Genomic DNA, 24,592 nt, shown 5'->3' with positions numbered 1-24,592 from the left:
AGGAGGAAGTAAATTGGCAAACAAAGAGTTAAAAAGAGGGCTTGAATCTCGTCATATCCAAATGATTGCTCTTGGAGGAACCATTGGGGTAGGGTTATTCATGGGTTCAGCAAGCACCATTAAATGGACGGGGCCATCCGTCCTGCTTGCGTATGCTATTTGCGGCGTTTTTATTTTCTTTATTATGCGTGCAATGGGTGAGATGCTCTATTTAGAGCCAAGTACGGGTTCGTTTGCGACATTTGGTCATAAATATATTCACCCGTTAGCTGGCTATATCACAGCTTGGAGCAACTGGTTTCAATGGGTGATTGTCGGCATGGCAGAAATTATTGCAGTCGGAGCTTATATGCAGTACTGGTTCCCTCATTTACCGGCGTGGGTTCCCGGAATTGTCGCCATGGTCATTCTCGGTGGGGCCAATTTAATTTCAGTGAAATCTTTTGGAGAGTTTGAGTTTTGGTTTGCAATGATTAAAATTGTTACGATTGTTCTCATGATTATTGCTGGTCTTGGCCTTATTTTCTTCGGTCTTGGAAACGGCGGCGAAGCGCTTGGGCTGTCGAATTTGTGGGCAAACGGCGGTTTCTTTACAGGCGGATGGTCAGGCTTTTTCTTTGCCCTGTCGCTTGTTATTGCTGCCTATCAAGGAGTAGAGCTTATTGGAATTACAGCAGGAGAAGCAAAAGATCCTAAAAAAACGTTAACAAGTGCAATTCAAAGCTTAATTTGGCGTATTTTAATTTTTTATATCGGCGCCATCTTTGTGATTGTAACGGTGTATCCGTGGAACGAGCTGGATTCACTCGGCAGTCCGTTTGTTTCTACGTTTGCTAAAGTAGGAATTACAGCAGCGGCGGGCATTATTAACTTTGTTGTCATCACAGCAGCAATGTCTGGATGCAACAGCGGAATTTTCAGTGCAGGACGTATGCTTTACACGCTAGGTATAAACGGTCAGGCTCCAGCCTTTTTTACAAAGGTTTCTCGAAACGGTGTGCCTATTTATAGTACCGTTGCGGTGATGATTGGCTTAGCGGCGGGCGTTGTCTTAAATTATATTGCACCGCCAAACGTTTTTGTGTACGTGTACAGTGCGAGCGTGCTTCCAGGTATGATTCCGTGGTTTGTGATTCTCATCAGTCAAATTCGTTTTCGAAAAGCAAAAGGAGCGGCGATGGATCAACATCCATTTAAAATGCCTTTTGCTCCTGTGACGAACTACGTAACCATTGCGTTTTTACTTATGGTGCTTGTAGGCATGTGGTTTAATGATGAAACGCGCATATCGCTGATTGTCGGCATTATCTTTTTAGCTATTGTCGTACTGAGCTACTATGTACTAGGTATCGGAAAGCGTGCGGAAGTACGGTCTTCTGAAAGACGTAAGCTAGTGAAATAAATGATTTTGTAAGAGAGGCTATAAAGCATTTTAGTTTAAGGAGAAGATCCGAACGATGAATGTAACGCGTTCGGATTTTTTTATTGGTATGGTGAACGTAAGTTTCAGCTCATGTATCTCATTTGTTCGTCTTTAGATTGGATTGATTTCGTTATGCCTTAATCTCTTTTGGACAGAGGGGAAGAACCGAAGTCAGCGCTTTTCTTAGGCTGTTTTCTTCTTTTAATAATGAGGTGCATGGCAAGAAGGAAAAAGAAAAAAGAAAAAAGCAGAGTCAAAACGGCGTGTTCAGGCATAAGATAATCCAACTCAAGCGAAATGCAAACGGCGTTTTTCTTGAGGAAAGAGTAACTAAAGAAAAGGAAGTGTTCGTATGTCTGGAAACGCTGGATATGGTCATGGATCTGGTTTTGCTTTATTAGTTGTATTATTTATTTTATTAGTGATCATCGGCTGCAGCTGCTACGGCGGAGGCTTTGGCTGGTAATTCACTCATTTCAAAAGCCCTATAAGGGCTTTTTCTATGCTTATAAATAACGCTTTTTCCCGTTTTGATAAATGTTTACATGAAAACCGTTTACTTCACTCATAGAGATTTTAGAAGGAAAGTCTGCTGCTTTGACAGAGGAAGTGATTTCGACAGTTTGATACGTCTTTGGTTCCAACGTAACAGTATGAAGCCTAGGCTTATTCATCATAAGTAAAAAAGGGGTATCTTCTTTAAAATAGGAGCGCTCATCCAGTGCTACTTCAAACGTAACGGGTTTTGAGCTGTGATTTTCAAATGAAAGGTCACAGGTGCCCGTTAATACGGTTTCTTCTTTATTTCTCTCAAATGTACAAATGCTGTTTTCTGCATCGTAAGAAACGACATACATACCTGGTAATACGGTTTTTTGCATCGCTTCAACCATATGACCAGGACCCGATATGACAATAAACGCAGCTAAAATCGTTAGTTTTAAACGATGACGATTTAAACTTTTGTAAAGGGCAAAAAGACCAAGTAAAAGTATAATTCCCCATGCATTGCTAGCGTATTGAATTCCCGTCATTGTTTCTTCATCTCCATAGATGGGAAGACCTAAAAAAGAAAAGACAGAATGACTGAGCGGCGTTGAGTTAGGAAAAGGGATGTTTAAAATAAAAACAGCTAGTAAAAAGGTGAGTCCTTTTATCAAAAGTGATCGTTCACGAATTATGTTGTTCCTCCTTAGTTATAAATCACGTATCATTATATACTATTATTATCTTTTTTTGTAATTAATGGTTATTTTATTGCGTGGGTGGAAAGAGAGTAGAAAGTAAATTGATAAAAAATGTGCATGTCCATTTATAAGTGGCATAGTTCTTAGAAAGCAGGATATAAAATATTTATTTTTGTGGAGATGATACATATTGCTGAATGAAAAAACCTTATGCCGCATCACAATCCAGATATGTTGGTATCCTCAAAGCTGCCCGTAGGCTTTTAGCAGATACGTAATTAGTATAAAGTCTGTCTTAGAACAGAAACTTGCTATTTCTAAATTGATATGTTACACTAAGGTTAATTATTTTTGTTCGGTATGAAATTGAAAGAAGAGAAATATTCTTCAATAGAAATTTTTATCTGGAAATAGTACGATTGAGCAAGGGTAGTAATATATGCGTGGAGTAATTCCACCACTGGAGGAAATAGTATGACTGAAGGTACAGTAAAATGGTTTAATGCAGAAAAAGGTTTCGGTTTCATCGAAATTGAAGGCGGAGAAGATGTATTCGTACATTTCAGCGCAATTCAAGGCGACGGATTCAAATCTTTAGATGAAGGTCAAAAAGTGACTTTCGACATCGAGCAAGGTCAACGCGGTGCACAAGCTGCTAACGTTGTAAAAGCATAATTTTATGCAATCCAAAAAAGACTCCGACTTTGGACGGGGTCTTTTTTTATTGTAGCAAACACGCAGGTAACGGAGGAATACGTATGAGTAAAGCAAAAGGTAAAGGCGGCACGGGGCGAGGCACCGGCAAAAAAGGGTGGAACCGCTGGCAGGCGAGTGCAAAAAAGAAGAAAAATGCAAAGCCTTATAAAAGCAAGGGAACAAAAAATGCTGATAAGCCGGAAGGCAACTAATCCTATATGCGCAGTATCATCTGCAACTTCGACTTACTCTGCTTGAGTAAGTTTATTTCATATGGAAGTATTTTTTTATTGCTTTTTTTACAGATTGCCGTCACTATATGAAATAATAAAGTGATTTGCGTGAATTTTCTATAAAAATTGATTTTTTTTGCAAACACTTTCATATTTCGACAACCTTTTTGATTTTTATCGGTTATACTTCTTTATAATAGATTATAGAAAGATGCAGGGGAGCATAAAGTGAGAGAGGAAAGCGACAGTTTACTCTGTACGCTTTTTACGTTTCTGGACCGTATTGCAGTAGCGTCGTAACAAGTAGATCATGCATCAGTTTAGAACACATCAAAACTCAACTAAGTGTAACGGGGGGATATGAGTGAGCGTAGGCATCGTAATTGAAAAAGTTCAAAATTATGCTATGTTAGAAGATCATGTTTTGGTTGAAATGGTTCATAGTGGAGACGAAAAATCATTAGAGTATTTAATCAACAAGTATCAAAATCTTGTGAGGGGTAAAGCAAGAAAATACTTTTTGATTGGTGCTGAAAAAGAAGATATCGTCCAAGAAGGAATGATTGGACTGTACAAAGCAATTCGCGACTTTAACGAAGACAAGCTAACATCTTTTAAAGGGTTTGCGGAGTTATGTATCACAAGACAAATCATTACGGCAATTAAAACGGCTACTCGTCAAAAACACGGTCCGTTAAATTCGTACATTTCATTGGACAAGCCTCTGTATGATGAAGAATCAAACTATACGCTGATGGATATGATTCCTGGCGATCAAATTGCTAACCCGGAAGCGGTGCTGATTCATCAAGAAAAAGTGGAAGACCGCGAGTTAAAAATTGCGGAAACACTTAGTGAATTGGAAAGAAAAGCATTGACGCTGTACATGGACGGCCATTCATACGCTGAAATTTCGAAAGAATTAAATACGCACGTCAAGTCAATTGACAACGCGCTGCAGCGCATCAAAAGAAAGTTAGGTCGAGACGTAGAAAGCAGACAAGCTATTTCATAATAGGTAAAAAACAGCCGGACCTTAAAGGGGGTTCGGCTCTTTTTCACGGTCTTTTAAAATGTCTTGAATAATTTCAATATGAACAGAAGCCCACGATTGTTCACGGAAATGAAGGAACACGCTTGGAATGAGAATAAAAACATACAGCACCACAAAAATAATCCAAAACCAGCTGCCGTCTTTAAATAAAAATTGCTGCAGCCGCTGGGAAAATAAAAAAAAGAGCCAAGGCAAGGCAGAAACAAGGATAGGGATGACGCCGGAGCCATTTTTTTCTTTGATCATTCGGTAATACACTTTTCGCAAAGTAGCGCTGCCGAGCGTAAGGTAAAGCTGCCGAATTTCTTCCATTTCCGCTAATTCATCAATTTCTTCTGCGTTTTGGTTTTGATGAGCCGCTTTTTTCAGTTTAAGGTAGACTTTATGAGCATCGCCGCGCAGTGAAAACATATACCAGCCTCCCGCATATTGTTTCGTCTTCTTTAACAGAGTTTGCAGGTGCATGTAAATATATACAAAAAGTTTCGTGATACGAAAGAATAAGAAAACAGAAGTGAAAGCGTAAATCATTAGTAGAAAATGAGAGAAAAAAGCTGGTTTTCGCTCTGTTTAGACGCCTTTACACATCAAGTAGCAGCACATATACTAATAAAAGAACAATTAGTTACCTAGGTAAATAAAATAGAAAGGTGAGGTGGGAAAAGTGAATAACTTGGTGTTTCATGAACTTCATCAAAAGTCGAGATTGTCTATTAAAGAAGTAAATGAAGTGTTAAAGGCGTACGGGCTATACAGCTCACAGTATTCAATTTTATTTTGTTTAAAGCGATTCGGCTCAATGACGCAAACAGAGATTTGGCAGTATTTAAATGTCGAAGCGCCAACGGTTACCCGCACGTTAACAAGGCTTGAAAAAAGCGGATGGATCGTTCGAAAAGCAGGCAGTGATAAACGAGAGCGCATCGTTTATTTATCTCCTCAAGCGAAGAAAAAGCTTCCGGAAATTCAGCAAGAAATTGAACGTTTAGAAGAAAATTTGCTGATTGCTTTATCCGACAGCGAACAAGATCAGCTTATCTCGTTATTAAAGAAAATTTGTAAATCTACAGAAAAGGGTGAAATGAATGACGAACCAGCAGGAGCCAATCTGGACTAAAAGCTTTATCAGCATTGCGATTACCAACTTTTTTATTTTTGTCGTGTTTTATGCATTGCTGACGCTGCTGCCGATTTATGTATTAGACGCCTTAGACGGCACGAGTACGCAGGCAGGGCTTGTTATTACCATCTTTTTATTATCTGCGATTATTGTTAGACCGTTTTCAGGGAAAGTCATTGAAAACATTGGAAAGAAAAAAACGCTTGTATTTAGTACCCTCATTTTTGCGCTTTCTTCCTTCTTGTATATGCTTATCCACCATTTTAACGTGCTTTTATTACTGCGTTTCTTCCAAGGAATTTCATTCAGCTTAGCGACAACCGTCACCGGAGCGATTGCAGCGGATTTAGTTCCCGCTAAGCGACGAGGAGAAGGACTTGGCTACTTCGGAATGTCAATGAACTTAGCCGTTGTTGCAGGGCCGTTTTTAGCACTAACGCTTCATCAGTACATGGCATACAACATTATTTTCCTTGTATTTGGCGTGATTATGCTCGTTGGCTGGCTGTGCGGAATGATGGTCAAAAATCTTCAAGAAAACGCTGCTCCGTCAGTAAAGAAATCATTTTCACTGAGCGATTTGTTTGAAAAGAAATCCATGCCGATTTCATCTGTAGGTATACTCGTTTCTTTTTCGTATGCAAGTATTATTTCTTTTATTTCTGTGTACGCACAGTCGCTTGGATTGATTAAAACAGCAAGCTTTTTCTTTGTCGTGTTCGCAGCTGCGATGCTGATTTCACGACCGTTTACAGGAAGATTATTTGATAAATCTGGCCCAAACATTGTGATTATTCCATCATGTATTGTCTTTGCGATTGGTCTATTTAGCTTAAGCTTTACACATTCTTCTTGGATGCTGCTGTTTTCAGGTGCGTTAGTAGGACTAGGCTACGGAACGCTGCTTCCTAGCTTCCAAACTCTTGCGATTCAAGCGGCGCCTGCTCACCGAAGCGCATATGCAACTGCTACATTCTTTACGTTTTATGATAGCGGTATTGCGGTTGGTTCATTTGTATTAGGAATTGCAGCAGGTGCTTTAGGGTATTCAAAACTGTACTTTGCGCTTGGGATTTTTGTTCTTTTGATTACACTTTATTACAAGTGGATTGCAAATTTACGTCAAAAACAAAAAGCAGCAAATATCCAGGTGGGCATGAAATAAAAAAACTCGGCGTAATATGCGCCGAGTTTTTTTCTGGATTTTTTACAGGACTTTGGAAGGGAAGCATATTTAAGTCAAAAGGTACTAGCCAATTCCTATCCATCTGCACCATACTTTAACAGGGGAACCATTTACATATAAAACTTCTTGGATGAAATAAAAAACAAAGGAGAACAAATATGAAAGTAATGAAACCTCTTATGGTCACAGCGTTAGGGCTTAGTCTTGCCACTTTTTATGAAGGCGCTTTTCCTGGAGAAAAAGCTGTGCAAGTACAGGCTGCAACAGATGAAAACGTGATTGCTGACAAAGCAAAAACGTATGAAGGAGCGGATTATACGTCTGGAGGAGAGACGCTAAGCGAAGGGTTTGACAGCTCTGGCTTCGTTCAATATGTGTTTAAGCAAGCGCTTGATACAACGCTTCCTCGTTCCGTGAAAGAACAGTCAGAGCTTGGAACAGATATCGATAAAAACGAGCTGCAGGCAGGCGATGTATTGTTTTTTGACACGGATGAAAACGGTGAAGTGAACGTAGCCGCTATTTATATCGGAGACGATGAAATGATTTATGCATCTTCTTCAGATGGAAAAGTTGTGGTGAAAAACATTTCAAGTAGCGCGTATTGGTCATCACATTTCGCCAAAGCAAAGCGCATTACAGGAGCACCGGAAATTGCAAAAGATAATGAAGTCATTGCAGAAGCATTAAAACATCTCGGTACACCATATGTATTCGGAGGCGAGTCGCCAACGGACGGCTTTGACTGTTCTGCATTTGTTGCATATGTATTTCAACACGCATCGGACGTGTACCTTCCGAGATCAACCGATCAGCAGTGGCAAGTTGGAGAAGAAGTTGCTCGCACAGATTTAAAGCCAGGAGACGTTATCTTTTTTAAAGATACGTATCGTGAAGGGATTTCACACGTCGGCATCTACGCAGGCGGCAATCAGTTTATTCATGCCAAGCGCAGCGAAAATGTGACGGTGGATTACCTGACAAGCAGCTACTGGACGTCTAAGTACGCAGGAGCAAGACGCTACGATGACTTATCGCTGTCAAAAGACAATCCATTTGTGACGGAATCTCTTAAATATGTAGGAGAAGTACCTTACGCACAAGGTGGGACAAGTCCTTCTACAGGCTTTGATACGGCTGGTTTTGTTCAATACATTTACAAAGAAGCAGCTGGAAAAGACATTCCGCGCTATGCGAGTCAGCAGTGGGAAACAGGAGAAACCATTTCAAAATCTGACTTGAAGCCAGGAGATCTCGTCTTTTTTGAAGGAAGTTCGCTTATTCCATCTATCTATATTGGAAATGATTACGTCGTTCACGTATCTACATCTGAGGGCGTGAAAATTACAAACTATAAAGTAGACAGCTACTGGGCGCCTAAATACTACGGAGCAAAGCGCATGCCATAAAGGTAAAAAACCAAGACAGTCTGGGGCTGTCTTGGTTTTTTAATACGAAGTCAATTGTTTTTGTATGTCTTTGATTCGCTCTAGCGTTATCCCTTCCCGCTGCTCGACGGCTAAAGGGTGATCGGTCGGCTCTAATTCAATGAGCGGCCGTGTTCCAACAGATCTTGTATGCACTTTTGTTTTTAAATTTAACGTTTCCGGATAGCCTGGAATTGAAACTGAAAACCAGCCGAAATAAGGCGGTTCATTTTCTCTTTTGTCACTTTCCCATAAATCTATCATTCGGCGGAAATTTTCTTCGCTTAAAGAAACCCAAATGTTCCAAATGAAAGGGTCGTCTTCATTAAGAACGGGAATTTCAACGCAGCCTCTGACGAAAAAATGTTCTTGATTCATGATGCAAATCTCTGAATATAGTTCAAAGTCGTTTTGTTTTTCGTCTTCTGACGCCTCATAATAGTAAAAAGGAGCTTCACTTGTATAACTCATAGGCAAAGCGGGCGGAGGGTGTTCACAGGTTAAGTCTTTATAGTGAAGTTTGTTCGTTTTCTTTTTGCCGTATAATCGTCTTCTTCGCATATCATTTTAGACTCCTCAGATAAAAGTATCTTCATTATAATACAAAAAAATGGCTGCTTAAGCGTATAATGTATAAAAAAGTTTGATTCCCCGTATCTTTTGAACTTCCTTTAATCGTTTAGTAAATAGAGAGTGCAAAAGGAGTGAAAACCATGTCACATTCAAAAAAAATTGAAAAACAAACAGAAAGCTTTGATGAGGCTTGCTGGAACGAGCATTACCCAAAACTGCAGCAGTACTGCCGCTTTTTAGCACAAAATGTGTGGGACGGAGATGATATCGCGCAAGAAACGTTTTTAAAAGCTCAGCGATATAAAGGCGAAGAGCACAATTTGTCTTCTGCGCTGTTAAATAAAATTGCGTACCACCACTGGATTGACCTGCTGCGAAAACGAAAGCGTGAAGGAATAGTCGAAGAAAAAGCTTTGGAACAACAAGCCGACAAGCATGCGTTTGATAGTAAGGGACACTCGGTCGAACTGCTGCTTAGTCAATTTACGCCGAAGCAAGCGGTTATCTTTTTCTTAAAAGAAGGCTTTCGCTATCAGCTGAAAGAGATCGCTTCGATTTTACAAACGTCAGAAACAGCGGTGAAAAGCAATTTACATCGTGCTAAGCAGCGGTTAGAAAAAGACAGTGAGCCGTTTTCTACAGACTCTTTTTGGAATGAAAGAGAGCGTAAAAAGCTGTCAGAACTGTTTTATAAAACGTTAGAAGCGCAGGACCCAGCACTTTTGATTCGGGAGTTGCCTTCCTTAAAAAGCGTCATTCAAAAACCAACGTATACTCCGACATGCACTCTCTGCATGGCTGCATAGCCATATTACGTGTGATAGGGAGGATATATATGAGTACCATTCCATATGTAATTGAACAAAGCAACCGCGGTGAACGTTCGTATGATATTTATTCAAGGCTGTTAAAAGACCGAATTATTTTAATTGGTGATGAAATCAATGATCATATTGCCAACAGCGTGGTCGCGCAGCTCTTATTTCTTGCGGCAGATGATCCTAAAAAAGATATTTCACTGTATATTAACAGCCCCGGAGGTTCGACTTCCGCAGGGTTTGCGATTTATGATACGATGCAGTACATCGAGCCGGACGTTCAAACAATTTGCACGGGCATGGCCGCTTCTTTTGGCGCACTGCTTCTCCTAGCAGGAGCAAAAGGAAAGCGCTATGCGCTTCCGAATAGTGAAGTGATGATTCATCAGCCGCTAGGAGGAGCTAGAGGGCAGGCGACTGAAATTGAAATTAGCGCTCGGCGGATTTTAAAATTAAAGCAACATATTAATGAAATCATATCAACACGAACGGGACAGCCGGTTGAAAAAGTGGCAAACGATACGGAACGAGATTATTTTATGAGCGCTGAAGAAGCAATGACTTACGGAATTATTGATGGTATTCTGTTGCCGAAATAAATAGGTGATAAGGAAGCATAGACGGCAGCGTCTATGCTTGCTTGTCTATAGAAATAAGAAAAAAGACCTTAGTATTATCTTTATTTTTCTTTAAAAGGTAGGTATTATATAAAATATAACAGATTTTAGAAAGAAGGTTTTACACATGCAAGAAGTGATTGGAGTAGAGCAGCGGTCTCTGTTTCAAAAAGTATTAGTCACATTTATTTTTTCGTTATTTATTTCAACAGTTGGCTTATACGCAGGTCAATATGTGCCGCCGGCTTATTTCCTTCCATTAGCGATTGCTGAACTTGTGATGCTGGTTGCCGCATTTATGTTACGAAAGAAAAAAAGCGTAGGATATGGCTTTACATATGCTTTTTCATTTATATCAGGCATCACGCTGTTTCCGATTGTCAGCTACTATGCATCAGTAGCGGGGGCGCAAGTCGTTCTTTATGCGTTTGGAAGCACGTTCGTTATTTTTACGGTGATGGGTGTAATTGGCGCAAAAACAAAAAAAGATCTAGGGTTTTTAGGCAGCTTTTTATTAGTGGCGCTGTTAGCATTAGTGTGCATCAGCATTTTCTCGCTGTTTAGTCCATTAACAACGCCTGGACTGATGGCATTTTCAGTGATTGGTACCATCGTTTTCTCACTATATGTGCTGTATGATTTTAATAAAATGAAGCACAGTGAAATCACTGAAGAGCTTGTTCCGATTTTGGCATTGTCTTTGTATTTAGATTTTATTAATCTATTCATCAACTTGCTTCGCTTTTTTGGTATTTTAGGAAGCGACGATTAATAAGAAAGAGGCTGGGACAAAAGTGTTTTAGCTGAAGGAAGATCCGAACGTTGAAGATTCTTGATGGAGAATCTTCAACGTTCGGATTTTTTTATTGGTAGGATGAGCGTAGATTTAATCTACTTAGTTGCTTCTAGCTGTTGATTGGAGGACAAGACGGAGACTCCTGGGGGAGAAGCGGAACAGGTGAGACCCCGCAGGAGCCTATGCGACGAGGAGGCTCAGCGGCCGCCCGCGGAAAGCGAAAGTCTTGCACGGAAATAAACAGCGGTCTAATAAGCAAGCCATAATAGATCATTTGCCCAATTTGTTCGTCTTTAAATTAAAGTGATGTAGTCATGTCTCAACCTTTTTTTGTTTTAGTTATTCTCCGCCATCTCCATCCTCGCTAACGTCATCCTCTGTTTTTTCATAGTTTGGTCCGGTAGCGTAAGGTTCTTTAAAAAACTTGTCAAACCACGTGGAGCTTGTAGCGACCGCGCCGTTTTTAGCGTGAATAAATTCACTGATTGTATATATTTCAACGACTTGCTTTCGATATTTCCGAAATAAAAATGCGCTGGCAACAACGCCAATGCTGATGATTATATACGTATTCATGAAATCCTCCTTATAAAAGGGTTAGTGTTATGTATGCCGGATAAAGAAAGGATATGCGAATCTAAAACAAGTTCGTTTAGTGGTGCGAGTCTTTGAAAAAATGGTAGTATAGAGCGTGCTTAGTACACAGAGAACGTAAACTTTTTTGGAAGGATGCATGCTAGTGGTGAATTTTAAAGAGTTTTTTACTATTTCTTCATATGAAGTAGTTGAATATTGGAGTCGAACAGAAAACGGAAAGAATATAGATGAATACGAAGTGATGTTATATAACGAAAACGTCAGTCAAACAGAAAATGTGATGATTAAGTTTAAAAAGGTGAGCGATGAAATAGTAGTTGAAAAGGTCCAAACTCTCTCTTATTTTGATCAACAGCGTCCTAAACACCCCTGTAAGATTTGCGGCAGCGAAATGATGGTAAAAGAGAACAGTAGCGAAGAAACAGAAGTTTACGTGCATGATTGTTCATTTAACGGTGAGGAAATAGAGGATTGTTTAAGGGAACTAGTACAAAATGAACTTTTGCAGGATGGATTTACTCAAGAAGAATTTGAACGGAACTATGGAGTTAATTATCGTGATGAAAGTAATAAAGAATATGGCTTTTACGATGCTCAGCAACGAAATACTTTTTATACCATCTTTAACGATAGTGTTTATCACACCTCTTACGCAGGACCACAAGAGCTGCGCTGTAAGTTTTGCGGGATGGATGAAGAGCTGCTTGTTGTAGACGGAGCCTTCTATCAGAAATGCGCAGTGTTAACTCCACATACCAATCGAATTATTGATATGATTGAAGCAAGAAAACAAAACGAGCCGAACGTAACAAAACGTCCATGAGAGGAAAGGGGGTTGGCAGCTGCTTTATAACCTTCTTGGTAGGAGTTTGCAAAAAACATAAAAAAAGAAGCTTCCTTTTGAGCGAAAGGAAGCTTATCAAGTTTGTACCTATAGGGCTGAGTGCTGCGTAATTAAATAGCTATCGGAATAACCGACGAATCATTAAAGTAAACAACTTCTGAAAGAATACTGCAGCCTTTCAGCTTTTTTAGCTGAGAGAGCGCTTCTTCTTTACTGTCAAACTCGTACATTCTCATTTCACCTTTTCCTACATAACACGTAATTACATACATTTTAGAAGTACCTCCACCTATCATTTATCAATTTATTAATAAAAAGCCATGACAGCTTTTATTCCCTATTAAAATAGTGTAAGTGCGCCTGTGATGATAGCAAGGACAATCAGAACAAGAGACGTTAAAACGGCCCATTTAAATGCAAAGCGCTGATGTTCACCAAGATCAACACCTACCATACCTACAAGTAAGAAAGTAGACGCAACGAGCGGACTTAACAGATGAACAGGTTGTCCGAGTACTGAAGCTCGCGCAATTTCCATTGGATCAATTCCGTAAGAAGCTGCAGTTTCAGCGAAGATAGGTAAAACACCAAAATAATAGGCATCGTTACTCATCACAAATGTAAACGGCATGCTTGTTAAAGCGACGATTGTCGGTAAAAACGTACCGAGTGAATCAGGGACTAAATGAATTAACAGGCTGGCCATTTCGTCAACCATTTTAGTGCCGGATAGTATTCCTGTAAAAATACCAGCTGCAAAAACAAGCGCTGCAACGGTTAACGCGTTGCCTGCATGAGCCATTAAACGTTCTTTTTGATCCTCGAGTTTTGGATAGTTAATCATAAGAGCAAGCGCAAAACCAATCATAAATAAAACGGAAACAGACCAAATGCCAGAAACTAACACGACCATGAGTGCAATGGTTAAAGCTAAGTTAATCCAGATTTTTTTAGGCTGTGTAATATCTTCTTGAGAAGTTAAGGACGCGTCTTCAGCAAAAGCAAGCGTGCTTTTTAATTCAAACTGCTCGATGTCAATAGCACCAAGTCGTCTTCGCTCTTTTTTCCCAAGGATATAGCCTGTAAAGATTACCCACAAAGCTCCGCCAATTAACGTTGGAAGAAGTGGAATAAAGAACTCTGATGCATCGAGGTGAAGGGAGACAATCGCACGAGTAGCCGGGCCTCCCCAAGGCGTCATACTGCTCATGATACTAAGAGAAAGCATCGCAACTGTCGTTAACACTAACGGACTCATATTCAGGCGTTTATAAAGGGGAAGAAGAGCAGAAACCGTAATCATATAAGTGGTTGTACCGTCTCCGTCTAGTGCAACTAAAAGCGATAAAAGAGCCGTTCCGATGACGATTTTAAGCGGATCGCCTTTTACGATTTTTAACAGCTGCTTAATTAGTGGATCAAACAGTCCGGCATCAATCATAACCCCGAAATATAAGATGGCGAACAGCAGCATCGCAGCTGACGGAGCTACTTGTTTTAACCCTTCTAGCATCATGTCTCCGACGCCTTTACCAAACCCTCCAATCACCGCAAAAAGAAGTGGAATGACCATTAAAGCTACGATAGGAGACATCCTTTTTGACATAATGAGATACGTAAAGACAATAATCATTGTAAAACCTAGTAGTGCTAGCATTCAAACAACCTCCTTTATTTTCCCTCTTTTCTCTGAAAGCGTTTTCTTTTAGAGTAAAAAAACGTGACTAACATCTCTCATCCCCATGTATGAGTAGTAGTTTGATTATTAAGAATTTTTAAAGCCGCTCTTTACTCCCGCTGATGTTTCTTGTTTTCATGTTAGTACATTTTTAAAAATAAAGGAAATATAGGTTTTTTTAGAAAGTTCATAAAAAATTTTTATAATGGTAGTCTAGAAAAAAGCTTGGTCTAAAAGAGAGATTCTTCCAAGACGCAAACTTTTTAGCTTTTGCTTTATTTTTCACTTAGCTTTAAAAAGTCAATAAATGCTTTCACGACCGATAAATTCAAGTAAGAAGGATCATACATGAGCCACGTGTTTCGAAGCAAAGGTGATTCATCTCGGTACGAAAGTCCGTATGTATATAAGTTGTCGCTGGAGTGAAGGCAAATTTCAGGTAAAATTGCAAAGCCTAAATCATTTTTGACCATTTCTTTGGCCGTTTCTTGCCGGTCAACTTCCATTGCCACAAACGGAGGCTCTGAAAACTTGTCATGCCACCAGTCTTGAATGAGATCTTTTAGCGACGTATCGGTTTTATAATTAATATAAGGCAGGTTCGGCAAGTCATCGATCGCAATCTCTTTTTTCGAAATTAAGCAGAGCCGTTCTTTCGTCAGCAGTGATTTTTCTCCGTTCCACGGATAATTGCCTCGTAAAATACCAACGTGCACACGCGAAGAGTCTAATAGATTCATAACTTGCGTACTCCAGCCCGTATTGACGCTGAACTGTACATTTGGGTAGTGAAGAGAGAACTGTTTTAAAATTTTAGGAAGCTTATGCTGTGCAAAGTTACTCGATACCCCTAAGCGAAGCGTTCCCGTAACGGTTTCGCTCATATTACGCATGCTGTCTTTTGTTTCCTGCAGCTGCTTCCACATATTTTCCGCATAGCGAACAAGATGCTCACCTTCAGATGTAAACTCAATTCCTTTTTTCGTTTTGAAGAAAAGCGACACGCCAAATTCTTCTTCAAGATTTTTAAGGCGGTAGCTTAAAGAAGGCTGCGATACGTAGAGCCTTTCAGCCGTTCGCGTAATGTTCTTTTCTTCGTGAAGCGTTTTAATTAATATCCAATCTTTTTGATCCATCCCAATTCCCCCTTGTATTTAGATTATAAAAAAATTTTTAAAAAGACAATAAATTTTATGTATTTTACTTATGACCACCTCTATTATACGATAAATGGCAAATGAACCGGTTCTAAATAGTAAAAAAATAAAATGGTTTGATGAACGCCTCGGCGTTTGTTAGTAGGGGAGAAAGGTGATTAATATGACGCGCATTCCTGTAACGGTTATGAGAGGTGGAACGAGTAAAGGGGTTTTTATCAATCATGAAGAAATGCCTGTGAACAAATCTGATTGGGAACCGTTTTTGCTAGATATAATGGGAAGTCCGGATCAACGTCAAATTGACGGGTTAGGTGGAGCCAATTCGCTGACGAGTAAAATTGCGATTATAAAAAAATCAGATTTAGAGAAAGCTGACGTAGATTACACGTTTGCACAGGTCAGCATCAGCGAATCCCTCGTTGATTTTAAGGGAAACTGCGGCAATATCTCTTCAGCGGTCGGACCTTATGCCATCGAACAAGGAATTGTACAACCTGTGGAACCGGTGACCAAAGTGCGGATTTATAATACGAATACGAAAAAAGTAATCGTAGCGGAAGTAGAAGTAGAAAACGGAAAAGTGAAAACAGAAGGATCGTGTATGATTCCTGGAGTGCCAGGTACGGGTTCACCCATTTATCTTTCGTTTGAAAACGGAGAAGGAGCTGTTACTGGAAAACTGCTTCCGACCGGGAACGCTATTGATCTTCTGCAAACATCCATTGGGACAATAAAAGCATCAATTGTTGATGTAGGAAATCCGCTTGTATTTGTTAAAGCAGGGGATATTGGCCTAAAGGGAACAGAACTTCCGCATGAATACACGGACAAACAGCTGAAGCTATTTGAAGAAATTCGTTCCATTGCAGCGGAAAAAGCGGGGCTTGCACCTCAAAACAAAGCAACTAAACTATCACCAGCGGTTCCAAAAATGACGATTATTGCTCCTCCTATGGACCATCGCGACGGGACTGGCAGAGAAAAAGCTGCTTCTCAAATGGACGTATTAATTCGCATGATGTCGATGCAAAAACCGCATCAAACGCTTGCGATTACAGGAGCAATTTGTACAACGGCGGCTATTTATACAAAAGGCACGCTTCTGTCAGAAATGGTTCAACTAAAAGGCGATACCGTTCGGCTTGCTCATCCAATGGGAATTATGGAAACCAGTGTGGATCTAAAAGATGGACAGGTTAATGGAATCAAAGTAGTGCGTACAGCCCGTCTTATTTTTGAAGGATTTGTTTATACAAAGCACACGTACGATGTATGTTTATCAAGTTAATAATGTTCTCTAAAAAAAGCTCTTTCTAGGAAACTAGGAAGAGCTTTTTTATGTTAGAATATTTTTACTGAATATTGAAAAAGCGGGTGGGAGTATGAAAAAAAGAACGTATATTGATTTAAGCCACATCATTGAAGACGGAGTTATCACACATAAAGGCTTGCCGGCACCAATCATTTGCGACTATTTGAGCCGAGAAGCGTCTAAGAAGCTTTATGAACCAGGGACTGAATTTCAAATCGGTAAAATTGAAATGGTCACGAATACCGGTACGTATATTGACGTGCCGTTTCACAGATACAAAGACGGAGCGGATTTGGCTCAAACGGCTATTGATAAAACAGCCGGACTGGAAGGAATAGTCGTTTCGGTTGACCCGACTTTAACGGCTATTGATGAATCTCATTTTCAACATATAGACGTAAAAGGCAAAGCGGTATTAATTCATACGGGATGGGATCGCTACTGGAATACAGACGATTATTTAGAAAACCATCCATACTTAACGGAAAGCGCGGCAGCTTATTTAGTGTCTCAACAGCCCGCTCTTGTCGGAATTGATTCGATGAATATTGACGACACAAAAGGAAAAGCAAGACCAGCTCATACGCTGCTGTTAGGGGCGGATATTGTGATTGCTGAACACTTATGTCACTTAGATCAACTAACCGAGTCCTTTTTATTTTACGCTGTGCCTCCTAAAATAAAAGGAGCCGGAACGTTTCCGGTAAGAGCATTTGCGGAGGTAGAAAGAAAATGATCCAGTTACATAGATATAGAGAAGTACAGGAATTTAAAAACCAAGTAGAGCTGCTTTTATCAAAAAATGAAGTTCTGCATAACTTAGCGCTTGGCATTTTACACGGCTTAAATGAAAGCAGCAAACCAAATTTTATGGGCGTTATTTTTAAAGATAGCCGTGTTGTGCTTGTGTTACTGCAAACGCATCCTAAGCAAATCATACTTTCTCAAATACAGAAGCTAACGGAGGGTGAACTAAGCGAAGCGGCAGAGCTATTACAAGAAATCGACATACCGGGCTTAGTTGGAGAAAGACAAACGGTTTTATATCTTTCTCAAAAACTAGCAGATTTAAAAAATCAAGAAGCTTCTTTGAAAATGGATCAGCGCATTTACCGGTTAGACAAAGTAAAAAAAGCTGCGGATGCTGAAGGAATGCTGGTAAAAGCAAGGTTGGAGCACCTTTCGCTCGTAACGGAGTGGGTTCGAGAGTTTATGTATATCATTGGGGAGCCTATATCGAAAGAACAAGCTGTCAAAACAGGAGAAGCTTTTATTAAAGCAGGACGGTTATTTTTATGGGAAGTGAATGGCAAGTGTGTGTCGATTGCCAATGCTACGCGTCCAACGGCCCATAACGTTACAATTAACTTTGTGTACACACCTCAAAAAGAACGTAAAAAAGGCTATGCCTCAAGCTGTGTATCCGCGCTTTCTCAGCTTATGCTAGATGAAGGGTTTCAAACAACAAGCCTATACACAGATATGACAAACCCTACGTCTAACAAGATTTATATGGAGATTGGGTATGAACACGTAGCCGATTCAGCACTGGTTTTATTTCATGAAAAAAAGTAGCAGGCTGTCTGCTACTTTTTCTATTACTTAAGGCTTTTCAACTAAGTTTACGTGATTTAACGTTTTGCTATCATCAAAAATAAATTCAAGATCATAGGCGCCGGCATGATACGTGTACTTCGTTTGAGTCGTACCATCACCTTTTACTTTGCTTGTAAAGTTCGGCTGACCTAATTCTTTCTTTAAGTTAGCTTGCGTGATGGACCCTAGATTTGTTTGACGCTCTACATTTGTACCAAAATAGCGGATTTCGTTAATGACATTATTTTGGTCATAGCCAAATGCATATCCAGGGTGACCCATTTCCGCATGATAGTAGTCAAAGTTATTTGATGAACCTTCAGGCGGAGGACCGAACTGATCTCGAACATCTTGACGCAGGCTTTTGCCAATTTTTAAGTCTGCTGTTAAGCGCGGCACTTCGCCTTGCACCGCCGCATTATAAATTTCGTTAATGTTTTTTACAGCTGTTTGATTTTGACTGCTTGTTTCTTGAGATGTAGCTGCGTGTGCTGGGGTATCAAGCTGAGCCACAGGAGCAAATCCAAACGCAGCAATTCCTGTAATCGTTGCAGCGGCAGCTACTTTTGAAAAACGTTGTTTCATTTTCACAATCGTTTCCTCCTTTATTTATATCGATTTAGCAACTCCGACCTACCTAAAGAGCAGGTAGGTCGGAGTTGCTAGACCTAAGCGTCTGCCGCCCCCCTTGCGGGGTAGGCAGCATCCGCCTAGGTGAACCTTTGTGGGAGTAGTCAAGGAGTCTTGGTTGAGTTGGTAACTGATATATATAATGTAACACGCCTTTCAGAATATAAACGTCAGGTAAGGTGAAAAGCAAAAAACGATTCATTTATCATAGGTGAAAAGATTGGTTTCTATTCCTTTATTAGGTAAAAAACGTAGTATAGGGACAATCCTAATTCATTATAAAACATTAGATATTAACCGAGATTACTATATACTAAAGCAGCCAAAAGAAAACACCACTTTACTAATAAACTTTACTAATAAAAGATGGTGCTTTATCTTATCTTAATTTCGCTCTTGCTATACCTGTTACTACCATACTACTAATAAAAATAACTACGATTCCAATATTGGTCGGGGTATCAAAAAAGATTTTTGAAACCGCCAAAGCGATAATGAGTCCAATAGCTACTCCAGATAATTCTTTCATCAATTTCAACGTTAACACCTCTTAAAAAATATCGCTCAGGAAAAGTCTAACATTCTTGGTAAAGTTATTTCAATTGATAGTGGATTAACAAAAGACATGTAATAAAAGTGCTCTGATCCAAATGACTCTTCTAGAAGACTAGCAGACTTACCGTAAGCGCTTTGCTAGGAAGCATACAATAATTAATTTAGAAGAGGAATTGACCTGTATTTTAGTAGACTAAAACCGTATAATCCTATCTGTTTTTAAAGTTTTTTTATGAAAAAGAAAAATAATATTGACAATTATTAAAAAACTATTAATATTGACTATATTACATAAAACAAATAGCTATTGTTTTCCTTATCAAGAGAGGTGGAGGGACTGGCCCTGTGAAACCCGGCAACCGCTGTCTATGACAGAATGGTGCCAAATCCTTAAGAACAGTATGTTCTTGAAGATGAGGAAGAGACGTTTGGTTAACGAGCTCTTCCTTTATATAAAGGAAGAGCTTTTTTATATTATGGGGGGAGTAAGTCAAATGAAGAGATTTCTTGTTTTAGCAGTTGCGCTTGTACTACTCGTAACTGGCTGTCAGTCAAAAAGCACAAAAAGCAGTGGAAGCGAAGAGAAAGGAAAGAAGCGAATAGCTCTTGTTTTACCTGAAAAGATTGGAGTTAACCCGTTTTTTCAACAAATGGATGATGGAGCAAAACGCGCTGGGAAGAAGTATAACATTGATGTAAAAACAATTGAGTCTACGGATCAAGCAGCCATTGAAAGTAACTTGCGTGCTGCCGTAGCAGAAAACTATGACTTGATTATTACATCTTCTTTTGAATCCGAAGATGCGTTGAAAAAAGTAGCTCAAGAAAACCCGCAGCGTCAATTTGCGATTATTGATACAGTGGTCGATTTACCAAATGTAAGAAGCGTTGTATTCCGTGAACAAGAAGCTTCATATTTATTAGGAGCAGCGGCAGGATTGGTTACAAAAACGAATAAAGTAGGAATGGTTGCAGCTGATGATATTCCATTATTAAAAAAATGGACCGTAAGTTTTAAAGAAGGATTACAATCAACAAATCCAAAAGCAGACTTTCTAGTAAACTATGTTGGAAGTTTCTCCGATCCAGCTAAAGCAAAAGAACTTGCTATTTTACAGGCTTCAAAAGGAGCTGACTTTATCGCCGGAGCTTCAGCGGTAGGCGACTTGGGTGTATTTGAAGCAGCAAAAGAAAAGGGTTTTTATACGGCAGGCCAAGATATTGACCGTACGGAAGTAGATCCTGAGCATATCGTTTTATCGCAGTTGAAAGGATCTGATGCGGCTGCTTATGAAACGGTAGAAGCACTCGCAAATGACAAATTTAAATCCGGTGTAGTGACATACGGCTTAAAAGAAAAAGGTGTTGGGTTAACGTATGTGACTCAAGACAGCAAGACGCCTCTTAATGACTTTGTAGGGCAAGATGTAATTGATCAATTAAAAGAAATTAAAGATTCGATTATTGATGGAAAAACAGTGGTAAAAGATCCGTTAGCAAAGTGAGTTGAAAAGAGAAGTCGAGTAAGGCTGGCTTCTCTTTCTTATTTTTGAAAAAATCCTAATGGGGAAAGGAGCAATGAATAGAATGAGTGAGCTGCTGCAGTTAACGAATTTGACGAAGAAATACGGTTCATTTTTAGCAAATAATAACGTGTCCTTTAAACTGAAAAAAGGCGAGGTCCACGCGCTGGTTGGAGAAAATGGCGCTGGAAAAACAACGTTGATGAGGATGCTTTACGGAATGGAAAAGCCGAGTTCAGGAAATATTCAGCTACATGGGAAAACCGTCTCGTTTTCATCTCCTGCAGATGCGATCAAAAATGGAATAGGCATGGTGCATCAGCATTTTATGGTTTTTCCTCATTTTACAGTGGCTGAAAACATTGTCTTGGGGCATGAGCCAAAGAAGGGCCTCTTTTTTAATAGAAGGCAGGCGAAAGCAGATGTACAGCAATTAACCCAAACCTATCAAATTTCAGTAGATGTTCATAAGAAAGTAAAACATTGCTCAATTGGAGAACAGCAAAAAATTGAAATTTTAAAAGTGCTGTATCAAGGAGCAGAAATCATTATTTTAGACGAGCCTACCGCCGTTCTTACTCCTCATGAAGTGAAGGAACTATTAAAAACAATCCGTTTTTTAGCTTCTCAAGGTAAAAGTATCATTATTATTACACATAAGCTGCAAGAAGTGATGGAGGTAGCGGACCGCATTACGGTTCTTCGAAATGGTAAAGTAGCCGGCGTCACAAGTAAAGAAGATACCAATGCTCATCACCTAGCCAGGCTGATGGTAGGGCGAGAATTAAAAGAGCGTCCTGCAAGAATACCATCACAAGGTACCTCTCATTTAAACGTACAAAATCTCTTTTTAAAAGGAAAAGGACAAAAAAACGTATTGCAAAATGTGTCTCTTCACGTTTCTGCAGGCGAAATTGTCGGTATTGCAGGCGTTTCGGGAAATGGACAATCGGAGCTGCTTCAAACAATTTCTGGATTAGTAGAAACAGACAGCGGAAGTATTAAACTTGGAGATGAAGATCTTACAGGGCGATCTGTGCGTGAAAGAAGAGAGGCAGGAATCGCTCATATTCCAGAAGACCGCTATATGTGGGGAGCCTCTAAGGACGATACGATCGAAGAAAATGCACTAATGGGCTATCAGTATAAAGCTTCTTACTCGAAGATGGGCTGGCTGAAAAGAAAGATATTCAAGTCGAGCGTGGAGGAATGGATAAATGAATTTTCGATTAAAGCCATTTCATCTAAGCAAAAAGCTGGAGAACTGTCAGGGGGAAATCTGCAAAAATTGATTGTTGCCAGAGAGCTTGGGCAAAACACTTCTTTTCTACTTGCTGCTGAACCAACGCGAGGAGTGGATATTGGGGCAATGGAACGTATTCATGATGCTTTGATTCAAAAACGGAATAATGGCTCCGCTATTTTACTTGTGTCTTCGGAACTGTCGGAGATTATCTCACTATCAGATCGAATTTTAGTTATGTACGAAGGCAGTATTGTTGGAGAGCTTACAAGGGAAGAAGCAACAGAAGAGAAACTAAGCATATTAATGGCAGGAGGAACGGTAGAAGGTGATACAGTTGCAGAAACTTCTTAAATCATTAATCCAGCCGGTTATTGCAGTCATTTTTGGCTTAGCAATAGGAGGCATTATTATTTCCTTAACTGGTGGTTCGGTTCTTCAAACATATACAGAGCTCTGGAATGGAGCGTTTGGTAATTTTTATTTCTTCAGCACTACGCTGGCTCGCGCTACGCCTATTCTTTTAATTGCGTTAGGTGTCGGGTTTGCTTTTAGAGCAGGTGTGTTTAATTTAGGGGGAGAAGGACAGATGGTCGTTGGAGCGATTAGTGCAGCAATTGTCGCTTATTACCTGCCAGCTCCAGGGATAGTCAAGCTGATAGCGGCTATTGCAGCTGCTGTTGTGGCAGGAGGTTTGCTTTCTGTTTTAGCAGGCTGGATGGAAGCCGCGTTTAAAATTCAGCTCGTCATTTCTACGCTTTTATTAAATTATATCGCTGTTTTATTTGCAAGCTATTTAGCAGGCCATCCGTTTCAAGATAAAACAGGCTCAGCTGCTCTCGCTCAAACGCCTATGATTGAGCAAGGGGCGTGGCTTGGAAAAGTGTTTCAAGGAATGCCTCTTCATATTGGGTTTATCATTGCTCTAGTAGGTGCACTTCTGCTGTGGACGGTGCTTCGCTACTCTGTGTTTGGCTATGAAGTAAACGCATCCGGGAAAAATCCGTTGTTCGGAGCGTACGGAGGTATTCATCAAGTAAAAGTCATGCTGTTTAGCATGTTTATTAGCGGAAGCTTGGCTGGATTAGCCGGAGGGTTTGAAGTTCTTGGTTCACAGTACCGTTTTGTAGACGATGCGCTCACCGTTCCTGGATATGCGTGGACTGGGGTAATGGCTGCTCTGTTAGCAAATTCAAATCCAATCGGTATTATTTTTACGTCTCTTTTACTTGCCGCTTTGCAAACAGGAGCGATGGGGCTAGAGCGTAATACAGACATTCCGTTAGAAATTGCGAGTATTATGCAAGCTGTACTCATTCTATTTATCTCAGCAAAGTTCACAAAGCAGTGGTGGAGAGCAAAAAAGAAAGGAGCTGATATTCGTGGAGCTGCTTGATTGGTCACTGTTAAATGCAACGCTGCGAATGGTTGCGCCTATATTATTAGCGGCCCTTGGCGGAATGCTTTGCGCGCGCGTAGGCATATTTAATGTAGGGCTAGAAGGTCTGATTTTGATTGGAGCTTTTAGCGGGATTGCCGGCAACTATTATACTCACAATGTCTTTTTTGCGATCGTGATTGCTGCTGGAGCAAGCTTACTTTTTGCGTTGCTGTTTGGAGTGATGGTCGTGGTGTTTAAAGCGAATGAAATTGTTGTTGGGGTGTCTATTAATTTTTTAGCACTGGGCTTAACGACATTTTTACTCCGGACTATTTTTCATACAAAAGGTGCCTATTACGATAAAAATATGCAGGGAATAGGCACATGGGATATTCCTTTGATCAAAGACATACCTGTAATCGGCGACATTATTTCAGGACAGTCGCCGCTTGTCTATTTTGCTTTTTTAGCAGCAATTGCTTTTTATATCTTCTTTTATCGAACGATTTTTGGTTTCCGTCTTCTAGCGGTAGGCTACAATAAAGTAGCAGCAAGTACGCTTGGTTTAAAAGCGATCAGATATCAGCTGTTTGCGATTGCAACATGCGGAATCCTGTGTGGGATTGCCGGAGCACAGCTTTCATTAGGACAAGTCACGATGTTCTCAGAAGGCATGACTTCAGGACGTGGATTTATCGCACTTGTGGCGATGATGCTTGGTCAGTCTCATCCGCTTGGTATTTTAGCATCAAGTATACTTTTCGGCTTAATGGATGCTGTGAGTACACGGCTGCAAGGTTTTTCAATACCGACCGAGTTTACGATGATGGTCCCTTACGTGCTGACATTAGCAGCGATGTTTTTCCTGCGAGATAAAGGAGTCGAAACGAATCAAACAAGTCAGCAAAGTGCACGCTGATAAAAAAATAAAGAGGTGGTACCT

General features: G+C 40.1%; 29 protein-coding genes and 1 riboswitch. Of the genes, 20 read left to right on the top strand and 9 right to left on the bottom strand.

Annotated elements, in window-relative coordinates; genetic code table 11:
- Positions 1–13 precede the first annotated feature (13 nt).
- Positions 14–1,402 carry an amino acid permease gene (locus JNUCC25_RS19155; RefSeq protein ID WP_013058506.1) on the top strand — a complete coding sequence of 463 codons (1,389 nt, stop codon included), beginning with the start codon at positions 14–16 and terminating at the stop codon, positions 1,400–1,402.
- Positions 1,403–1,775: 373 nt separating this feature from the next.
- Positions 1,776–1,889 (top strand): YjcZ family sporulation protein, encoded by a 114-nt coding sequence (locus tag JNUCC25_RS19150; protein WP_013058504.1) that lies wholly within the window; start codon positions 1,776–1,778, stop codon positions 1,887–1,889.
- Positions 1,890–1,929: 40 nt separating this feature from the next.
- On the opposite strand, the gene JNUCC25_RS19145 is transcribed toward JNUCC25_RS19150, so the two are convergent.
- A complete protein-coding gene (locus JNUCC25_RS19145) occupies positions 1,930–2,583 on the bottom strand; it encodes a hypothetical protein (protein WP_454222324.1) in 654 nt (217 codons plus the stop codon).
- Between the two features lie 501 nt (positions 2,584–3,084).
- On the opposite strand from JNUCC25_RS19145, the gene JNUCC25_RS19140 reads away from it, so the two are divergent.
- The 3 genes from JNUCC25_RS19140 to sigH all read left to right on the top strand — a co-directional run bounded on the left by JNUCC25_RS19140 (position 3,085) and on the right by sigH (position 4,554).
- Positions 3,085–3,285 (top strand): cold-shock protein, encoded by a 201-nt coding sequence (locus JNUCC25_RS19140; RefSeq protein ID WP_013058502.1) that lies wholly within the window; start codon positions 3,085–3,087, stop codon positions 3,283–3,285.
- A 77-nt stretch (positions 3,286–3,362) separates the two neighbouring features.
- The gene (locus tag JNUCC25_RS19135; RefSeq protein ID WP_162837669.1) at positions 3,363–3,518 is read left to right on the top strand and encodes a DUF3934 family protein; all 156 of its coding nucleotides are present in this window, start codon (positions 3,363–3,365) and stop codon (positions 3,516–3,518) included.
- A gap of 385 nt (positions 3,519–3,903) precedes the next feature.
- On the top strand, positions 3,904–4,554 hold the full coding sequence (gene sigH / locus JNUCC25_RS19130; RefSeq protein ID WP_013058500.1) for an RNA polymerase sporulation sigma factor SigH: 651 nt from the start codon (positions 3,904–3,906) through the stop codon (positions 4,552–4,554).
- A gap of 21 nt (positions 4,555–4,575) precedes the next feature.
- Here the strand turns inward: sigH and JNUCC25_RS19125 are convergent, their stop codons facing one another.
- The gene (locus tag JNUCC25_RS19125; protein WP_029323664.1) at positions 4,576–5,004 is read right to left on the bottom strand and encodes a hypothetical protein; all 429 of its coding nucleotides are present in this window, start codon (positions 5,002–5,004) and stop codon (positions 4,576–4,578) included.
- Between the two features lie 253 nt (positions 5,005–5,257).
- On the opposite strand from JNUCC25_RS19125, the gene JNUCC25_RS19120 reads away from it, so the two are divergent.
- The 3 genes from JNUCC25_RS19120 (at position 5,258) to JNUCC25_RS19110 (ending at position 8,308) form a co-directional block, all read left to right on the top strand.
- On the top strand, positions 5,258–5,710 hold the full coding sequence (locus tag JNUCC25_RS19120) for a MarR family winged helix-turn-helix transcriptional regulator (RefSeq protein ID WP_013058498.1): 453 nt from the start codon (positions 5,258–5,260) through the stop codon (positions 5,708–5,710).
- Positions 5,679–6,878, top strand: a complete 1,200-nt coding sequence (locus JNUCC25_RS19115; RefSeq protein WP_029323662.1) for an MFS transporter — start codon at positions 5,679–5,681, stop codon at positions 6,876–6,878. The genes JNUCC25_RS19120 and JNUCC25_RS19115 overlap by 32 nt, the downstream gene beginning before the upstream one ends.
- A 179-nt stretch (positions 6,879–7,057) precedes the next feature.
- Positions 7,058–8,308, top strand: a complete 1,251-nt coding sequence (locus JNUCC25_RS19110) for a C40 family peptidase (RefSeq protein WP_078082095.1) — start codon at positions 7,058–7,060, stop codon at positions 8,306–8,308.
- A 39-nt stretch (positions 8,309–8,347) separates the two neighbouring features.
- On the opposite strand, the gene JNUCC25_RS19105 is transcribed toward JNUCC25_RS19110, so the two are convergent.
- Positions 8,348–8,887: a DUF2199 domain-containing protein gene (locus JNUCC25_RS19105; protein ID WP_064472017.1), complete on the bottom strand. Its 540-nt coding sequence runs from the start codon at positions 8,885–8,887 to the stop codon at positions 8,348–8,350.
- 152 nt (positions 8,888–9,039) lie between these two features.
- Here JNUCC25_RS19105 and JNUCC25_RS19100 point away from each other — a divergent pair, with 152 nt between their 5' ends.
- The 4 genes from JNUCC25_RS19100 to JNUCC25_RS19085 all read left to right on the top strand — a co-directional run bounded on the left by JNUCC25_RS19100 (position 9,040) and on the right by JNUCC25_RS19085 (position 11,396).
- Positions 9,040–9,705, top strand: a complete 666-nt coding sequence (locus JNUCC25_RS19100) for a sigma-70 family RNA polymerase sigma factor (protein WP_047750040.1) — start codon at positions 9,040–9,042, stop codon at positions 9,703–9,705.
- 29 nt (positions 9,706–9,734) lie between these two features.
- The gene (gene clpP / locus JNUCC25_RS19095) at positions 9,735–10,316 is read left to right on the top strand and encodes an ATP-dependent Clp endopeptidase proteolytic subunit ClpP (RefSeq protein ID WP_034271305.1); all 582 of its coding nucleotides are present in this window, start codon (positions 9,735–9,737) and stop codon (positions 10,314–10,316) included.
- Between the two features lie 145 nt (positions 10,317–10,461).
- Positions 10,462–11,106, top strand: coding sequence for a Bax inhibitor-1/YccA family protein (locus tag JNUCC25_RS19090; protein WP_064472016.1), 645 nt, complete (start codon positions 10,462–10,464; stop codon positions 11,104–11,106).
- Between the two features lie 140 nt (positions 11,107–11,246).
- Positions 11,247–11,396, top strand: a complete 150-nt coding sequence (locus JNUCC25_RS19085) for a hypothetical protein (protein ID WP_013058491.1) — start codon at positions 11,247–11,249, stop codon at positions 11,394–11,396.
- Between the two features lie 73 nt (positions 11,397–11,469).
- On the opposite strand, the gene JNUCC25_RS19080 is transcribed toward JNUCC25_RS19085, so the two are convergent.
- Positions 11,470–11,706, bottom strand: a complete 237-nt coding sequence (locus JNUCC25_RS19080) for a hypothetical protein (protein ID WP_013058490.1) — start codon at positions 11,704–11,706, stop codon at positions 11,470–11,472.
- A gap of 163 nt (positions 11,707–11,869) precedes the next feature.
- Between JNUCC25_RS19080 and JNUCC25_RS19075 the strand changes: the two genes are divergently transcribed.
- Entirely contained in the window at positions 11,870–12,550 is a 681-nt protein-coding gene (locus JNUCC25_RS19075; protein ID WP_029323649.1) for a hypothetical protein, read from the top strand.
- A 131-nt stretch (positions 12,551–12,681) separates the two neighbouring features.
- Here the strand turns inward: JNUCC25_RS19075 and JNUCC25_RS19070 are convergent, their stop codons facing one another.
- The 3 genes from JNUCC25_RS19070 to JNUCC25_RS19060 form a co-directional block, all read right to left on the bottom strand.
- The gene (locus tag JNUCC25_RS19070; protein WP_013058488.1) at positions 12,682–12,843 is read right to left on the bottom strand and encodes a hypothetical protein; all 162 of its coding nucleotides are present in this window, start codon (positions 12,841–12,843) and stop codon (positions 12,682–12,684) included.
- A gap of 68 nt (positions 12,844–12,911) precedes the next feature.
- Entirely contained in the window at positions 12,912–14,228 is a 1,317-nt protein-coding gene (locus JNUCC25_RS19065) for a CitMHS family transporter (protein ID WP_029323647.1), read from the bottom strand.
- A gap of 296 nt (positions 14,229–14,524) precedes the next feature.
- Entirely contained in the window at positions 14,525–15,385 is an 861-nt protein-coding gene (locus JNUCC25_RS19060; RefSeq protein ID WP_025750019.1) for a LysR family transcriptional regulator, read from the bottom strand.
- A 184-nt stretch (positions 15,386–15,569) separates the two neighbouring features.
- Here JNUCC25_RS19060 and JNUCC25_RS19055 point away from each other — a divergent pair, with 184 nt between their 5' ends.
- From JNUCC25_RS19055 to JNUCC25_RS19045, 3 genes are all read left to right on the top strand, one after another.
- A complete protein-coding gene (locus tag JNUCC25_RS19055) occupies positions 15,570–16,697 on the top strand; it encodes a 2-methylaconitate cis-trans isomerase PrpF family protein (protein WP_029323643.1) in 1,128 nt (375 codons plus the stop codon).
- A gap of 94 nt (positions 16,698–16,791) precedes the next feature.
- A complete protein-coding gene (locus tag JNUCC25_RS19050) occupies positions 16,792–17,457 on the top strand; it encodes a cyclase family protein (RefSeq protein WP_029323640.1) in 666 nt (221 codons plus the stop codon).
- On the top strand, positions 17,454–18,296 hold the full coding sequence (locus JNUCC25_RS19045) for a GNAT family N-acetyltransferase (RefSeq protein WP_029323637.1): 843 nt from the start codon (positions 17,454–17,456) through the stop codon (positions 18,294–18,296). Before JNUCC25_RS19050 ends, JNUCC25_RS19045 begins: the two co-directional genes overlap by 4 nt.
- Before the next feature lie 27 nt (positions 18,297–18,323).
- Here JNUCC25_RS19045 and JNUCC25_RS19040 read toward each other — a convergent pair whose 3' ends face one another.
- A complete protein-coding gene (locus JNUCC25_RS19040; RefSeq protein WP_194719226.1) occupies positions 18,324–18,902 on the bottom strand; it encodes a YjgB family protein in 579 nt (192 codons plus the stop codon).
- Positions 18,903–19,326: 424 nt separating this feature from the next.
- Positions 19,327–19,485 (bottom strand): hypothetical protein, encoded by a 159-nt coding sequence (locus JNUCC25_RS19035; RefSeq protein WP_155660636.1) that lies wholly within the window; start codon positions 19,483–19,485, stop codon positions 19,327–19,329.
- Between the two features lie 330 nt (positions 19,486–19,815).
- Positions 19,816–19,922, top strand: a riboswitch (SAM riboswitch).
- Between the two features lie 74 nt (positions 19,923–19,996).
- Between JNUCC25_RS19035 and JNUCC25_RS19030 the strand changes: the two genes are divergently transcribed.
- The 4 genes from JNUCC25_RS19030 (at position 19,997) to JNUCC25_RS19015 (ending at position 24,568) form a co-directional block, all read left to right on the top strand.
- Complete coding sequence (locus tag JNUCC25_RS19030) at positions 19,997–21,007, top strand: BMP family lipoprotein (protein ID WP_078082274.1); 1,011 nt, start codon at positions 19,997–19,999, stop codon at positions 21,005–21,007.
- Between the two features lie 82 nt (positions 21,008–21,089).
- The gene (locus JNUCC25_RS19025; RefSeq protein ID WP_078082093.1) at positions 21,090–22,622 is read left to right on the top strand and encodes an ABC transporter ATP-binding protein; all 1,533 of its coding nucleotides are present in this window, start codon (positions 21,090–21,092) and stop codon (positions 22,620–22,622) included.
- Complete coding sequence (locus tag JNUCC25_RS19020; RefSeq protein ID WP_029323621.1) at positions 22,597–23,664, top strand: ABC transporter permease; 1,068 nt, start codon at positions 22,597–22,599, stop codon at positions 23,662–23,664. The genes JNUCC25_RS19025 and JNUCC25_RS19020 overlap by 26 nt, the downstream gene beginning before the upstream one ends.
- Positions 23,651–24,568: an ABC transporter permease gene (locus JNUCC25_RS19015; RefSeq protein ID WP_064472011.1), complete on the top strand. Its 918-nt coding sequence runs from the start codon at positions 23,651–23,653 to the stop codon at positions 24,566–24,568. Before JNUCC25_RS19020 ends, JNUCC25_RS19015 begins: the two co-directional genes overlap by 14 nt.
- The last annotated feature ends 24 nt before the right edge of the window (positions 24,569–24,592 follow it).

This window comes from Priestia sp. JNUCC 25 (assembly GCF_053667915.1).
Note: the sequence above shows the minus strand (reverse complement) of the source record. Positions and strands in the feature narration are given on the sequence as shown.

Excerpts from the sequence above, each read along its gene's own strand:
- JNUCC25_RS19150 (WP_013058504.1), top strand. The coding sequence starts at position 1,776 with ATGTCTGGAAACGCTGGATATGGTCATGGATCTGGTTTTGCTTTATTA.
- JNUCC25_RS19140 (WP_013058502.1), top strand. The coding sequence starts at position 3,085 with ATGACTGAAGGTACAGTAAAATGGTTTAATGCAGAAAAAGGTTTCGGT.
- JNUCC25_RS19125 (WP_029323664.1), bottom strand. The coding sequence starts at position 5,004 with ATGTTTTCACTGCGCGGCGATGCTCATAAAGTCTACCTTAAACTGAAA.
- JNUCC25_RS19115 (WP_029323662.1), top strand. The coding sequence starts at position 5,679 with ATGACGAACCAGCAGGAGCCAATCTGGACTAAAAGCTTTATCAGCATT.
- JNUCC25_RS19110 (WP_078082095.1), top strand. The coding sequence starts at position 7,058 with ATGAAAGTAATGAAACCTCTTATGGTCACAGCGTTAGGGCTTAGTCTT.
- JNUCC25_RS19105 (WP_064472017.1), bottom strand. The coding sequence starts at position 8,887 with ATGCGAAGAAGACGATTATACGGCAAAAAGAAAACGAACAAACTTCAC.
- JNUCC25_RS19100 (WP_047750040.1), top strand. The coding sequence starts at position 9,040 with ATGTCACATTCAAAAAAAATTGAAAAACAAACAGAAAGCTTTGATGAG.
- clpP (WP_034271305.1), top strand. The coding sequence starts at position 9,735 with ATGAGTACCATTCCATATGTAATTGAACAAAGCAACCGCGGTGAACGT.
- JNUCC25_RS19090 (WP_064472016.1), top strand. The coding sequence starts at position 10,462 with ATGCAAGAAGTGATTGGAGTAGAGCAGCGGTCTCTGTTTCAAAAAGTA.
- JNUCC25_RS19080 (WP_013058490.1), bottom strand. The coding sequence starts at position 11,706 with ATGAATACGTATATAATCATCAGCATTGGCGTTGTTGCCAGCGCATTT.
- JNUCC25_RS19070 (WP_013058488.1), bottom strand. The coding sequence starts at position 12,843 with ATGTATGTAATTACGTGTTATGTAGGAAAAGGTGAAATGAGAATGTAC.
- JNUCC25_RS19065 (WP_029323647.1), bottom strand. The coding sequence starts at position 14,228 with ATGCTAGCACTACTAGGTTTTACAATGATTATTGTCTTTACGTATCTC.
- JNUCC25_RS19060 (WP_025750019.1), bottom strand. The coding sequence starts at position 15,385 with ATGGATCAAAAAGATTGGATATTAATTAAAACGCTTCACGAAGAAAAG.
- JNUCC25_RS19055 (WP_029323643.1), top strand. The coding sequence starts at position 15,570 with ATGACGCGCATTCCTGTAACGGTTATGAGAGGTGGAACGAGTAAAGGG.
- JNUCC25_RS19050 (WP_029323640.1), top strand. The coding sequence starts at position 16,792 with ATGAAAAAAAGAACGTATATTGATTTAAGCCACATCATTGAAGACGGA.
- JNUCC25_RS19045 (WP_029323637.1), top strand. The coding sequence starts at position 17,454 with ATGATCCAGTTACATAGATATAGAGAAGTACAGGAATTTAAAAACCAA.
- JNUCC25_RS19040 (WP_194719226.1), bottom strand. The coding sequence starts at position 18,902 with ATGAAACAACGTTTTTCAAAAGTAGCTGCCGCTGCAACGATTACAGGA.
- JNUCC25_RS19030 (WP_078082274.1), top strand. The coding sequence starts at position 19,997 with ATGAAGAGATTTCTTGTTTTAGCAGTTGCGCTTGTACTACTCGTAACT.
- JNUCC25_RS19025 (WP_078082093.1), top strand. The coding sequence starts at position 21,090 with ATGAGTGAGCTGCTGCAGTTAACGAATTTGACGAAGAAATACGGTTCA.